Source organism: Chryseobacterium sp. CS3K3.1 (assembly GCF_059515165.1).
In genome coordinates, this window is record NZ_JCAKRV010000024.1 from 41,251 (window position 1) to 55,089 (window position 13,839).

General features: G+C 36.9%; 13 protein-coding genes. 7 read left to right on the forward strand and 6 right to left on the reverse strand.

Annotation, left to right across the window (positions count from 1 at the left end; translation table 11 throughout):
• Nucleotides 1–76: 76 nt before the first annotated feature.
• The 4 genes from AC5YGI_RS19340 (at nt 77) to AC5YGI_RS19355 (ending at nt 3,227) form a co-directional block, all read left to right on the forward strand.
• Nucleotides 77–478, forward strand: a complete 402-nt coding sequence (locus AC5YGI_RS19340; RefSeq protein WP_330745809.1) for a winged helix-turn-helix transcriptional regulator — start codon at nt 77–79, stop codon at nt 476–478.
• Between the two features lie 151 nt (nt 479–629).
• A complete protein-coding gene (locus AC5YGI_RS19345; RefSeq protein ID WP_496169313.1) occupies nt 630–1,793 on the forward strand; it encodes an iron-containing alcohol dehydrogenase in 1,164 nt (387 codons plus the stop codon).
• A 252-nt stretch (nt 1,794–2,045) separates the two neighbouring features.
• Nucleotides 2,046–2,507, forward strand: coding sequence for a lipocalin-like domain-containing protein (locus tag AC5YGI_RS19350; protein WP_110009340.1), 462 nt, complete (start codon nt 2,046–2,048; stop codon nt 2,505–2,507).
• 63 nt (nt 2,508–2,570) lie between these two features.
• Nucleotides 2,571–3,227, forward strand: a complete 657-nt coding sequence (locus AC5YGI_RS19355; RefSeq protein ID WP_330745807.1) for a GDSL-type esterase/lipase family protein — start codon at nt 2,571–2,573, stop codon at nt 3,225–3,227.
• A gap of 82 nt (nt 3,228–3,309) precedes the next feature.
• On the opposite strand, the gene AC5YGI_RS19360 is transcribed toward AC5YGI_RS19355, so the two are convergent.
• The 3 genes from AC5YGI_RS19360 to AC5YGI_RS19370 form a co-directional block, all read right to left on the reverse strand.
• Complete coding sequence (locus tag AC5YGI_RS19360) at nt 3,310–4,662, reverse strand: DEAD/DEAH box helicase (RefSeq protein WP_330745806.1); 1,353 nt, start codon at nt 4,660–4,662, stop codon at nt 3,310–3,312.
• 158 nt (nt 4,663–4,820) lie between these two features.
• Complete coding sequence (locus AC5YGI_RS19365; RefSeq protein WP_330745805.1) at nt 4,821–5,330, reverse strand: hypothetical protein; 510 nt, start codon at nt 5,328–5,330, stop codon at nt 4,821–4,823.
• Nucleotides 5,331–5,452: 122 nt separating this feature from the next.
• Nucleotides 5,453–7,099: an ABC1 kinase family protein gene (locus AC5YGI_RS19370; RefSeq protein ID WP_330745804.1), complete on the reverse strand. Its 1,647-nt coding sequence runs from the start codon at nt 7,097–7,099 to the stop codon at nt 5,453–5,455.
• A 212-nt stretch (nt 7,100–7,311) separates the two neighbouring features.
• Here AC5YGI_RS19370 and AC5YGI_RS19375 point away from each other — a divergent pair, with 212 nt between their 5' ends.
• Together AC5YGI_RS19375 and AC5YGI_RS19380 are read left to right on the forward strand one after the other, a co-directional pair.
• Entirely contained in the window at nt 7,312–7,476 is a 165-nt protein-coding gene (locus tag AC5YGI_RS19375; protein ID WP_167497813.1) for a hypothetical protein, read from the forward strand.
• 150 nt (nt 7,477–7,626) lie between these two features.
• Entirely contained in the window at nt 7,627–8,271 is a 645-nt protein-coding gene (locus AC5YGI_RS19380; RefSeq protein WP_330745803.1) for a DUF4890 domain-containing protein, read from the forward strand.
• Nucleotides 8,272–8,333: 62 nt separating this feature from the next.
• Here the strand turns inward: AC5YGI_RS19380 and AC5YGI_RS19385 are convergent, their stop codons facing one another.
• The gene (locus AC5YGI_RS19385) at nt 8,334–9,836 is read right to left on the reverse strand and encodes a carbon-nitrogen hydrolase family protein (protein ID WP_062670801.1); all 1,503 of its coding nucleotides are present in this window, start codon (nt 9,834–9,836) and stop codon (nt 8,334–8,336) included.
• 90 nt (nt 9,837–9,926) lie between these two features.
• Between AC5YGI_RS19385 and AC5YGI_RS19390 the strand changes: the two genes are divergently transcribed.
• The gene (locus AC5YGI_RS19390) at nt 9,927–10,253 is read left to right on the forward strand and encodes a hypothetical protein (protein ID WP_330745802.1); all 327 of its coding nucleotides are present in this window, start codon (nt 9,927–9,929) and stop codon (nt 10,251–10,253) included.
• A gap of 623 nt (nt 10,254–10,876) precedes the next feature.
• Here the strand turns inward: AC5YGI_RS19390 and guaA are convergent.
• Both guaA and purD read right to left on the reverse strand, forming a co-directional pair.
• The gene (gene guaA / locus AC5YGI_RS19395) at nt 10,877–12,406 is read right to left on the reverse strand and encodes a glutamine-hydrolyzing GMP synthase (RefSeq protein ID WP_330745801.1); all 1,530 of its coding nucleotides are present in this window, start codon (nt 12,404–12,406) and stop codon (nt 10,877–10,879) included.
• A gap of 165 nt (nt 12,407–12,571) precedes the next feature.
• On the reverse strand, nt 12,572–13,810 hold the full coding sequence (purD, locus tag AC5YGI_RS19400) for a phosphoribosylamine--glycine ligase (protein ID WP_137904208.1): 1,239 nt from the start codon (nt 13,808–13,810) through the stop codon (nt 12,572–12,574).
• Nucleotides 13,811–13,839: the final 29 nt, after the last annotated feature.

Genomic DNA, 13,839 nt, shown 5'->3' on the forward strand with positions numbered 1-13,839 from the left:
ATTTACTTGCAAAACAAAAGCAAATTTAAATCAAACACTTTCAATTTGCAAGTATTATTTTTTTTAAATTAACAAAATGAGTAAAAAAAGATCAGACTGCCCCATCAGCTGCTCACTTGAAATGTGGGGAGACAAATGGTCTCTGTTGATCATAAGAGATCTCATGCTGAAAAAGGAATGTACTTACGGAGACTTCCTCAAAGCTGATGAAAAAATTGCAACAAATATTCTGGCTGCAAGACTTCAAAACCTTTTGGACCATGGAATCATTGATAAAAAAAAACATCCGGACAGTAAGCTGAAGATTCTTTATTTTCTGACTCAGAAAGGAATTGACCTGATTCCTGTAATCGTTGAAATCAATCTTTGGGGTGATCAGTATCTTACGATTCCTGATGACCGGAAAAAATTGCTGGACGAGATTAAAAAGGATAAGGAAGCTTTTATAAAAAGAGCAAAGGCCTTTCTTTCTTCTTAGACATAATACATGTTACAAGAGAATCGGAAATAGGAATCGGAAAAGCTGAAAGCAATAGCTTTCATAAAATGGAATAATAGCAATTTTAAAATTTCATTAACCTACTTTTCTTTTTTCATTCCGTAAATTTGACTTAAATAAATTTAGAACAATGCTTAATTTCGAGTTTAAAAACCCTACAAAAATACTTTTCGGGAAAGGCGAAATCGCTAAAATTTCCAAAGAAATTCCTCAAGACGCAAGAATATTAATGATTTATGGTGGCGGAAGCATCAAAAACAATGGTGTTTACGATCAGGTAAAAGAGGCTTTAAAAGATCATGAATTATACGAGTTTGGCGGAGTTCCTGCCAACCCTGAATATGAAGTTCTGATCAATGCTTTAAGCTTTATTAAAGAGAAAAACATTACTTACCTTCTTGCTGTAGGCGGCGGATCTGTCATTGATGGTACAAAATTCCTTTCTGCAGCAGCCAATTATGACGGTGAGCCATGGGATATCCTGAGAAAATCGGTAAGAACTTTTGAAGGAGAAGGAATGCCTTTCGGAAGTATTTTAACACTGCCTGCAACGGGATCAGAAATGAATTCCGGGTATGTGATCTCCAGAAGGGAAACCCATGAGAAATTATCTTCAGGAGGACCGGGACTTTTCCCACAATTTTCTGTACTGGATCCGGAAGTAATAAGATCTATTCCAAAAAATCAGATTGTGAACGGAATCACAGATGCCTATACTCACGTATTGGAACAATATATGACTGCTCCTTCTTCTGCCGACCTTCAGGAAAGAATTGCAGAAAGCATCCTGATCAGCCTGCAGGAAACGGCTCCAAAAGTATTGGCTGATGATTTCAACTACGATGCTGCAGGAAACTTTATGTGGTGCTGTACCATGGCGTTAAACGGATTGATCCAGAAAGGAGTTATTACAGACTGGGCCGTGCATGCAATGGGACATGAGCTGACCGCTTATTTCGGACTTGATCATGCAAGAACACTGGCCATTATTGCTCCATCCCATTACCGTTACAACTTTGAAGATAAAAAAGGAAAACTGGCTCAGTATGCTGAAAGAGTTTGGGGAATCAAAGACGGAAGTGTAGAGGAAAAGGCTGAACTGGGCATTAAAAAACTGGAAGAATTTTTCCACAGTCTTCATATCAAAACCAAGCTTTCTGAATATACGGAGGACTTTAAAGGAACCGCTGAAAAGGTTGAAAAAGCCTTTACAGACAGAAACTGGCTAGGCCTTGGAGAATATAAAAAACTGACTCCGCAGGATGCTTATAAGATTGTAGAGATGAGCTATTAAGGGATTCGGGGTGCGGGATTCGCGGTACCAGGTTTGAGCTACGCTATTTCGAGATTTGGGTGAATGGGTTTGTAGTAAAACGAAAATGTTTATATTCATTTTCAAGTTGAAAATATATAACCCAAAACTCGTATCTCGTATCGCGGCATTCATAAAATTATTTAATTTACAAACATTCGTTTAAAAATTCATTATTTCATTACATATATTTCAAATTTATTTATATTTTAGCATATTCTTAAATTTGTGAAAATGAAAAAACAGCTACTTTTATTTGCCTTTTCTGCCTTGGCGCTTACTTCTTGTAAAGATGACAATCTCGAAGCTTATGATATGGAAATCATGAAGGGAGATTGGAAGGAAGTTAAAAGGGAAGTAATTTCCGGAAAAGATAATAAAACAGTGCTTTATACTGAAACTTTAACAGGATGTGCAGCTAAAAATACTCTTTTCTTCAGAACAGATTATTATGTAAGCTATACAGCGTATACGGGAGAAGGTGCAGACTGTACCCCATCGCCAAAAACTGAAGGAACATTTACCTACGATGCCGATTCAAAAATCATTGGAATTAAACTTGGTGATGAAGGATCAGTAAACTACAGAATTGATATTCTGACAGCCAAAGATCTTAAACTTGCCCAGCAGTCAGGAATCTTTGATATGGATGGAGATAAAATACCGGATGTACCTTACGTTACCTACAAAAGATAAATTATAACTCCCGCTAATCGGGAGTTTTTTATTACTTTTATATCTAATTTAAAACTGAATATAATGAAGAAGATTCTATCAGCATTTCTATTGCTGTATTTTGCTATTGCCTTTTCACAGGAGAAAAAACCGATGTTCTGGCAGGACATCCAGGAGTTTAAAAAGCTGGACCAGCAAAACCCGCCTCAAAAGGATGCTATTTTATTTATCGGAAGCTCATCATTCACAAAGTGGACTGATGTAGCAGATTATTTTCCTGGTAAAACAATCATTAACAGAGGGTTTGGAGGATCCAGACTTACAGATCTTAATGATTTTGCGAATGACCTTTTAGCGCCTTATCAGCCCAAACAGATCATCATTTACTGTGGTGAAAATGATTTTGCAGATAATCATAAGCTAAAAGCCAAAGTAGTCGTTGACCGGTTCAAAGCTTTCTACAAAAAAATCCGTGAGCGGTTTCCTGATATTGAAGTAGATTATATCTCCATCAAATATTCGCCGAGCCGAGAAGTGATCTGGCCACAGATGAAAGTTGCCAATAAAAAAATTGCTGCTTTTATGAAAAAGGAACCAAACGCAGAATTTATTGATGTTACCAAGGCAATGGAAGATGCTAACGGAAATGTAAGAAAAGATATTTTTGTGGAAGACATGCTTCATTTTAAGCCGGAAGGATATAAAATCTGGGCTGAGGTGATCACTCCTTATATGAAGTAAGCTCAATCCATGATAAAAACAATAATATCAAATTCGATTAAAAATAAAAAACGATTCCTGAAATCGGAATCGTTTTTTTATTTTATTTCTTTCTTTTCGATTTGGATTTTGCCTTCTGCTGCGCTCTGTTGGCTCCAAACTTCTTAGGAGCTTTTCTTTTGGAAGGACCACCCCAGTTCTCTTTGGTATTTTTAGCCTTTTTCTCGTGGAAAGCTCCTCCTCCTTCGTTCAGTTTTACCTGTACAGGATTTTTCATAACTACCTGATCTTCTTCGGCAGCAATCTTTTTAGGATTGATTTTAACTTCCTCAGGGAATTCATTAAATTTCAATTCCTTATCCATCAACAGTTCAATATCAAGAAGCAAAGGTTCTTCTTTTTTTGTTACAAAAACCAAAGCTTTCCCTTCTTTGTCTGCTCTACCTGTTCTCCCGATTCTGTGGATATACTGCTCCGGAATATCAGGTGTTTCAAAATTGATGACGTGTGTAATGTTCGAGATATCGAGACCTCTTGCCATGACATCTGTAGTAATCAAACCTCTGATCTCTTCGTTCTCAAACCTCTTCATCGCTTTCAGTCTGTAATTCTGCGATTTATTAGAGTGAATCACATCAAACTGTTCAGGGAAAAGCTCATCGATTTTAGTAAAGAGAAGGTCTGCATGTCTTTTATTGTTATTGAATATCAATACTTTGGACATATCTGCATCACTTTTAAGCAAATGCTCCAGTAAATTGATCTTGGTATTAAAGTTTTCTACTTTGTAACCAATCTGCTCGATTTTCTCAAGTGGTGTTCCTGATTTAGCCAATGAAATTTCAATCGGATTGGCAAAATAAACATCCAGCATTTCGTCTACCGCTTCCGTCATGGTTGCAGAGAAAAGAATATTCTGTCTCTTCTCCTTCATCATTTCAAAAATGTGGGTAAGCTGTGGTCTGAAACCAAGGTTAAGCATCTCATCAAACTCATCGATGATCAGCTTCTGAACTTCTTTCAGAGAAATTGCGTTGTCTATGGAAAGATCCATCACTCGTCCCGGTGTTCCTACCAGAATATCACAACCATCATTAAACAATAGTTTTTGAGTATTGATATTTTTTCCACCGTATATTCCGATTACTCTTGCCGTAATATTTTCTGTCAGTTTTTCAAGGATTTCTGTTACCTGTACCACCAGTTCTCTTGTAGGAACAAGCACCAAAACAGTTGGATTTCCTGTCTTGCTGTATTTCCATGTTTTAAGAACAGGTAAAAGATAAGCTAATGTTTTCCCGGTTCCTGTCTGCGCAATTCCCATTACATCTCTTCCCGAAAGTATAGGCTTTAAGCTCTTCTCCTGAATTGGAGTAGGTTCAAATAATTCCAGATCCGCTAAAACATCGAGAATTTTAACCGGAAGGTCAAAATCCGCAAAAGTGAGTTTTTCCATTTTGCAAAGATAGGTATTTAATTTTGTAGTATGGAAGCACGAAGTCTGAAGCTGGAAGATTATCAAGCGTTCTTTTAATTTTTTGAATGTACAATGAAACAGATTAATGTATTAACACAGGTCATTTCCTTCCCTCTTCCAGCCTCAAGCGATTGTAATCAGTTCACTTTTACACTCTTACTACTGATTTTAATATCATCATCTTCCCATTTGCTGGAGGTAACAATAACATATCCTTTCTTTTTCGGATCTTTTTTAATAGGAAACTGATCTTCTTCCCACTGATTACAATGGGTTGAGATAGAAGGCAATAATGGCTTCCAACCCGTTTTACCTAAAGTGTACACATAGAACGGATGCCAGCAGCTGGTGCACCAATTGGGATAAAAACCGATCTCTTCTTTTCCGTCACCATTAAGATCTCCTAAGTTATACAGACTTCCCTGGTTTGCAGGAGTAATAGTGATCGGCTGTATATTTTTATCGCTGAAATAAATGGTGGTTTCACACTTTCCTTCACATTCGTCGCCACAGTCGGTGACTTTTGTGTAAACGTATTCTTTTGTTCCGTTTCCGTCAAAATCTCCCTGAAGTTTTTCTTCATTTCCTTGTTGAGCCATACAAAGTGAACTGAATAAGGTGATGGATGTTATAATAAGTGTTTTCATTGTTTTTGGTTTAAATACGGGGTGGCGGGATTGGAGTTACGGGGTGGCGGGATTCGGGTTGCGGGTTACGAGGTGTGGGATTTGCGTTTATACATTCTTCCAGTTCAAAGTCAACTTCCTTTTTATTTTCTGGTTACTCTTAGCAGAAGGATAATGACTAAAAGAATTGAAAAAATAAAACCTAGAACTGCAACTAACGACAGTTCTCCGATTCTTGGTCCGGATTCTGAGGAAAAAACGATAGCCGTGGCAATGATATTCGCTCCTAAAACCATGGCCAGAATCAGATTGATGACACTGGATTTGATGAGCTGGTTGGTCTTCTCTATATTTTTGATTTCGCTGGAAACAGTGAATTTATTATCATCCAGTTTTTGAAGAACGGAACGAAGTTCTTTCGGAATTTCATCTACATTATCCGTGAAATTCATCATACGGTCCATCCCTGTTTTTAAAAGATTTTTAGGGCTGATTTTCTTGGTAAAAATCTTTTTGGTGTAAGGATGAAGACTTTTAACAATATCAAGATCAGGATTAATGCTCCTTCCCACTCCTTCTATCAGGCTGATTCCTTTGAACAGAAGATAGAAATAATCCGGCATATAAAGCCTGTTGTCTTTTAAAATGTCTTTCATCTTATTGATGATTACCTGTACATTAATGTCCTGTAATGATGAACTGTGTACAAAATTCAGAATTTCTTCCACATCATTTTCAAAGCGTCTTTCGTCCGGAATTTCATAGCTTATGGCCATTTTTTTGAGTGAACGGACTATTTTATGCGAATTTTTAGCAACAAAACTGACAATAAGATTTTCAAGAATTTCTTTATCGTTTGGCTGAATTTTCCCTACCGCTCCAAAATCAATGAAAACAATTCTGCCATCTTTTTTTACCAGAATATTTCCGGCATGAGGATCGGCATGGAAAAATCCATAATCTAAAATCTGCGATACAAAAAGCCTTAGTCCTTCTTCCGAAACTTTTACAGGATCAATACCATTGGCCAGCAAAACAGATTTGTCGGTTACTTTGATCCCATCGATAAATTCCATACAAAGAATATTGTTGTTGGAAAATTCTTCGTACACTTTGGGAACATAAGTTTCTTTATTGTTCTTGAAATTCACACGGAACTGCTGGATATTGTTTTTTTCATTGATCAAAGAAACTTCTTCCAGTAAAGATTTTTCAAAGGTAGAAATGGCCTGTTTCAGATTCAGTTTTTCTCCTATTTCCGAATAAGCGGATATCAGTTTTTCAATATCTTTAATCAACAGTAAATCATCTTCAATGACGGACTGTACATCGGGTTTTCTCAATTTTAAAATCACAGGGCTGCCATCCAGCAGAACAGCTTTGTAAACCTGAGCAATAGAAGCTGTAGCCAAAGGTTTTTTCTGAATTTCACGGAAATAGTCTTTCACGGAAATATTAAATTCACTTTCCAGTGCTTCCTCCACATTCATATCTACTGTTTCCACTTTGTCCTGAAGTTTCTGCAGTTCCTGGATCATTTCCGGCGGCAATAAATCTTCCCTGTTACTGAATGTCTGACCCAATTTTACAAAGGTAGGCCCCAGCTCTTCAAGAGCCAGTCTAATTCTTTCGTAAACGGTTCCTTTTGAGATGATTTCATCTGAATGACCGGAAGTTTCTTCCTGCTTATTCCCGTTCATTCTGGCCAGAAGATCTTTGAATCCATATTTACTGAGTACGGAAATCAGTCTTGCGGATCTTTTCAGTTTTCTTTGAGGTTTATCAAACATAGTGTATCAATAGTAGGTGCAATTTACTCCAAAAATTGTTCCTTTATGAAAACAATTATGACAACAACGCCAACAAATAAAATTAAAAATAACAACACATAATCAGCATTTTAAAGAATAAAATACACCAATATCAATAAAAACACATCATATATTGTAAAAATTAATATATTTACAACGTACAAATTAAAACAAATCAAAAGTATTAGAACATGAAAAATTTACGTAACAACAAACTTTCAAGAGAGCAATTAAAAGGAATTGCAGGAAGCGGAATCATTATCGGAAACTGCTCAAACCAATGCTGCCCTACAGACGGAAGACCAAAATGTCCTGGACTGATCTGCCCTGCTGTAGTATGCCCTCAGTATATGTAAGATCAGATTTTATACAGAATTATACAGTACCCGAAGAAATATTCTTCGGGTATTTTTTTTGCCCTAAAAAATGCCTACGTACCTCAATTTCTGGCACATTATTTCTATCTGGAAGAACAAAAAAAATTTATAATATTTAAATACAACACTATGTTAAAAAAAATTATTTCAGCTGGTCTTATTGTATCGGCAGTTCTGTTTACAACACAAATAAAAGCTCAGGTAGCATCAGCTCGTTCTATTGCCGAAGTAGCCACAAAAGAAATGAGTTATTTGGGACTTACAGAGTCGCAGGTGAATAAAGTTGTAGAGATCAATAATACTACAGCAGATGCACTTATTGCTCTTGATAACAAAGCCGGTAACAATAACAGCCCTGAAAACAACAAAATTATTGCTGACGAATTTGTAGGCATCATTGCCCAACGTCATCAGGCGATGGAACAGATCCTTACTCCTGAGCAGATGGCAATTGTAAAACAAGACAGAGCAGAAAAGATTGCTCTTTTCAGAACATTGATTATGATCCCTATTCTGGATCTGACTGAAAGACAGGTTGAGCAGGCCTATGAGATCAACTTTAAAGGAGTACAGAAGGTTCAGAAAGATTTTGGAAAGCGTCTCAACAAGAAAAATGCAGGTCCTGAAGATGCTGACAGCAATAAGGCAAAAAAGGTTATCATCAGTGATTTTAAAGCACTGGATAAAGATTTTAAAAAGGTACTAAGTCCTGAGCAATATGAAGTGTATAAAAACAACCAGGATTTAATCAGGGAATCTGTTAAGAAAGGATAATTCAGTTTGTGTTAATACTTAAAACTTCGGGGCGGCTCCATAGGAGCCGCCCCGAAGTTTTATTATTTAAGATAAGTTTCGTAAAGGTCTTTTCTACGGTCTTTCATAACCTGAACAGAACCGTTGTGATGGAGATCTTTCAGGAGGTTCAGATCTACATCCACAATCAGGGTCATTTCTGTATTGGGAGTTGCTTCTCCTTTCACGGCATTGGATGGGAAGGCAAAATCTGAAGGGGTAAATACGGCAGCCTGTCCGAACTGAATATCCATATTATTGACCTTCGGAAGGTTTCCTACGCAACCGGCAATGGCAACGTAACATTCATTTTCAATGGCTCTTGCTGCGGCACAGTGGCGCACTCTCATATACGCATTCTGAGTGTCTGTAAGATAAGGAACAAACAGAATTTTCATTCCCTGATCGGCCAGAATTCTTGGTAACTCCGGAAATTCCACGTCATAGCAGATGACAAGACCTATTTTTCCGCAGTCGGTATCAAAAACTTTGATTTCATTTCCGCCTTTCATTCCATAATATCTCTTTTCATTCGGAGTAATATGAATTTTTCTATATTCATCCATACGGCCGTCACGGTGAAGAAGATAGCTTACGTTGTACAGTTCATTATTTTCAAAAACAGGCATACTTCCCGAAATAATATTGACGTTGTAACTGATGGCCAGCTCTGAAATTTTTTCTTTAATTTCCTCTGTCAGCTTAGCCAGTTCTATCATACTGTCCCTTTCGGAAAGATTATTGAAGGGTGCCAGCAAAGGTGTGTTGAACAGCTCCGGGAAAAGGACAAAATCAGATTTGTAATCTCCCATTACGTTTACAAAGAATTCTACCTGCTCGTAAAAAGCTTCAATATCTTTAAAATGCCTCATCTGCCATTGCACCAATCCGAGACGGATAATGCTGTCCTGCATGGTATTCGGTTTTCTGCTGTAATAAATATTGTTCCATTGCAAAAGAACTGCATTTTCTCTGGAAGCTTCATCTTCCGGAAGATATTTTTTCAGGATTTTTATCGGAAGAAAATTATTGGAAAGCTGGAAAGACAATACCGGATCATAGATCTCTTTATCTCTTACTTTCCGGATATAATTTCTTGCAGAAAGTTCGTGGCTGTATTTGTGATAATTGGGGATTCTGCCTCCAAGAATAATCGATTTCAGGTTTAATAACTCACAAAGTTCTTTTCGTGCATCGTAAAGCCTTCTTCCCAAACGTAACTCACGAAACTCAGGATCTACAAAAACTTCAATTCCATAGAGAACATTCCCCGTTGAAGTATGGGTATTGAATGTATAATTTCCTGTAATATCACTATAGGTATGATCGTCCCCGAATTCTTCATAATTGACGATAATGGAAAGCGCTACAGCAGCGAGTTTTCCATCAACCGTGATACAAATTTGTCCGTTAGGGAATATTTTGGTCAGTTTATCAATACTTTTTTTGGACCATATAGACTCCGACATCTGTGGGTAGGCCCTTTTCATCGTTTCCGCCAGTTCATCATAATCCTGAAGGGTCAGGTTTCTTGTTTCTATTTGCATTTGATGTAATTTTACTTAAATTTAGTGAAAATATTTTACTTAAATCCCTATAGATAAGTACTTCCCCAACTATTTATACAAAATTTAACAGTGGATATCACCGAAACTTTACAAGCAGCAGTTCACTCAAATAATTACTGGAAACATTCTGATTTCAGTTCTGTAATCGAGGTACTTTCATTTCCTTATCACACTGATATAGAAAAGGAAACAGAAAAAATTGCTATTCTGAATTTGGGAAATAAAACTGTGGGATATATCTGTCTGAATTATCCTCTGATTTTTATAGAAAAGCTATATGCTTTACAGGTAAAAAATATCCTGCATACATTTCATGATATAGAATACATTATTGTCGATACACTATCTAATTCATATTTGACTGTAGATCCTGATATTTATAATGCTTTATTTTGATTTTATGGAAAACCTGAATGTTTTTTCTGCTGAAGATTTTTATTTTTACAATGTAAATTAAAAATCATTCTTATCCGATTAAAATTAAAGCGTAATTAACAGGTCGCTCCTAGTAGAGCTGGATTTGATCCCATCGGGATCTGTTGTTAATAGAAAAAAGAAGTTCTCATAAAAATAAAGCTACGGAGGAGCGACCTGTTAATTCATGATATGAGTATTGATATTTCCAATGTATTTATACTTTTTATCGGACTAAAATGATTACATTAAATTTTTTATTAGCTAATGAAACCATACGCAGTAATTTTACTCATAAGCGTCACCATTATGTTTATTTTAAGAATCTTTTATGCTGATACATTAGTCAATGTTTCGCATAATTTAAACTTGTTTTCAGCATCTGAAATAAAACCCCAGGAAGCAAAAAGTTTTATTTACTTTTATTTAATAGGTACTATGTTAACAAGTTATGTCATTTTCCATAAACATATACTCTTCAAGCTGATATATTGCTTATTAATTGCTTTAAATATCTTATTGATCGTTTTTTCATTAAAACAGTTTTAACGAAAAAATCCCACCCAAAGCGGGCAGGATTTATATAAGTAAATTCAAGTTAAAAATTATTCCCACTCAATCGTTGCAGGCGGTTTGCTTGAAATATCGTAAGCTACTCTGTTGATTCCTCTTACTTCGTTGATGATTCTGCTGGAAACGGTATCCAGGAACTCGTAAGGAAGTCTGCTCCATGTTGCTGTCATGAAATCGATGGTGTTAGCAGAACGAACTACCGCTGTGTATTCGTAAGTTCTTTCGTCACCCATTACTCCTACAGATTTTACAGGAAGAAGGACTACAAATGCCTGAGATACTTTTTCGTAAAGGTCATTTTTGTATAATTCTTCGATGAAGATATCATCAGCTTCCTGAAGGATTCTTACTTTCTCAGCATCTACCGCTCCCAATACTCTGATTCCTAATCCAGGACCAGGGAAAGGGTGTCTGTATACCAGGTGATGAGGAATACCCAATTCTTCTCCTACTTTTCTTACTTCGTCCTTGAAAAGCTCTCTTAAAGGCTCCAATAACTCGAATTCCATATCTTCAGGAAGTCCTCCAACGTTGTGGTGAGACTTGATTACTGCAGATGGTCCGTTGACAGACTGGCTTTCAATTACGTCAGGATAAATGGTTCCCTGAGCTAAGAACTTAGCGCCCTCAATTTTATGAGATTCTTCGTCAAATACGTGGATGAATTCGTTTCCGATGATTTTTCTCTTCGCTTCAGGATCGTCTACTCCGGCTAGTTTTGAAAGGAATCTTTCTTTAGCATCTACCATTTTAATGTTCATATGGAAATGCTCTCCATACTGATCCATTACTTTTTTCCCTTCATCCTTTCTCAATAATCCCGTATCTACGAAGATACAAGTTAACTGATCACCGATGGCTTTGTGGATCAAAACAGCGGCTACAGAAGAATCTACACCTCCTGAAAGTCCAAGGATTACTTTGTTATCTCCTACTTTCTCACGGATTTCCTCAACTGTTTTTTCGATATAGTTAGTCAGTTTCCAGTTTTTCTCTGAGTTACAGATTCCGAAAACAAAATTTTCAAGCATCTTTCCACCTTCTTCTGTATGAGAAACTTCCGGGTGGAACTGAACGCAGAAGATTTTTTTATCTTCATTGGAGATAGAAGCAATTACGCCTGATTTTGCATTTAATTCAAAACCTGCAGGCAATTCTCCTACTTCATCAAAGTGGCTCATCCAAACGACAGAGTTCTGAGTTACCCCTTTTAATAAAGAGCTTTCTTTAACGATCTCTAAATTGGCTTTACCGTATTCTCCTTTCTCTCCTTTGTTTACTTTTCCTCCTAAAAGGTGAGCCGTCATCTGCATTCCGTAGCAGATTCCCAATACAGGAACTCCCTGCTCATATAATTCTTTTTCAACCAGGTGGGCATTTTCTGCATTTACAGAACTTGGTCCACCGGAAAGGATGATCCCTTTTGGCTGTTTTGCTAAAATATCTTGTAATGGTGTATTGTAAGGCAAGATTTCAGAGTACACACCCATCTCACGGATTCTTCTTCCGATAAGCTGGTTGTACTGGGATCCGAAATCTAAAATAATAATACCGTTGTTCATTTTTGATAATTGATAAATGATTAAATTAAAAGCTTTAAGCTATAGGCTTCATGCTATAAGCTTTCTATACTGCACATATTGCCTCTAGCCTAAAGCTTATCGCTTACTTAACTGTTTTACAAAAAAAGACTTGGAATGACTCCAAATCTTTTTTCGCGATTTTTATTAAAACTTTCCGATGTCTTCTCTGTAGAAGCCGTAATCGAAATGTACGTGCGCTGCATCTTCGTAAACTTTTTTGCGGGCATCTTCGTAGGTAGCTCCTGTAGCCACAATGTTCAGTACTCTACCGCCATTGGAAACCACTTTATCACCTTTCGTGACTGCTCCTGCATATAAAAGTTTACTATGTTTCAGTTTGTCTTCTCCTGTAATTTCGAAACCTATTTCGATATTTCTCGGATACCCTCCTGAACACATAACAAGGCAAACTGCTTTTTCGTCTTTAAACTTAAGCTCAATGTCTTTCCCTTCCATACAGTCCTGGATAACATCTAAAAGATTGTTTTCCATTAATGCCATCAACACCTGAGTTTCAGGATCTCCGAATCTCATGTTGTATTCAAGAAGGTAAGCTCCGTTTTTCGTCACCATCAATCCGAAGAAGATGATTCCTTTAAATCCGAAACCTTCAGCTTTAAGACCTTTAACAGTAGGTTCCAGAATATTTTTCTCAAAATCTGCGTAGTGCTCCTGAGTAAATTCCGGGCTTGGCGCTACTGAACCCATACCTCCCGTATTAGGTCCTGTATCTCCGTTTCCAGCTTTTTTATAATCTTTTGCCGCTACACAAGGGAACAATTTTTCCCCGTTAGAGAAAGCAATGATTGAAGCTTCAAAACCTTGTAAATATTCTTCAATAACTAAACGAATACCGGCATCACCATAGATTCTTCTGATCATGAAATCGTGGATTGTAGCTTCAGCTTCTTCAAGGTTGTCACAGATAACCACCCCTTTTCCGCCTGCTAAACCACTAGCTTTGATTACCAAAGGATACTGCTGTGTCTGCACATATTCTTTAGCATCATTGTATGAATCAAATACGACAGCCTTAGCTGTTTTGATATCATAGGTCTGCATAAATTTCTTAGAGAAAGCTTTACTTCCTTCCAGGCTCGCTACTTTCTGAGTAGGCCCGAAAACTTTAAGATCATGCTTTTTAAATTCGTCCTTGATACCCGCTACAAGAGGAGCTTCAGGACCTACGATCGTAAGATCAATTTTTTCTTTAATCGCGAAATCTCTAAGTTCTTTGATTTCTGATAAATGAACATTTTTCCCTATTACATCGGTAGTAGCATTCCCGTTGGCAAAAAACATTTTAGAAATTCTTGGGTCATTCTGAAGCTTTGCCGCTAAAGCAGATTCTCTACCGCCTTCACCTATGATTAATATTCTCATACTTTATTTATTATCTAGTCTTATTTTAC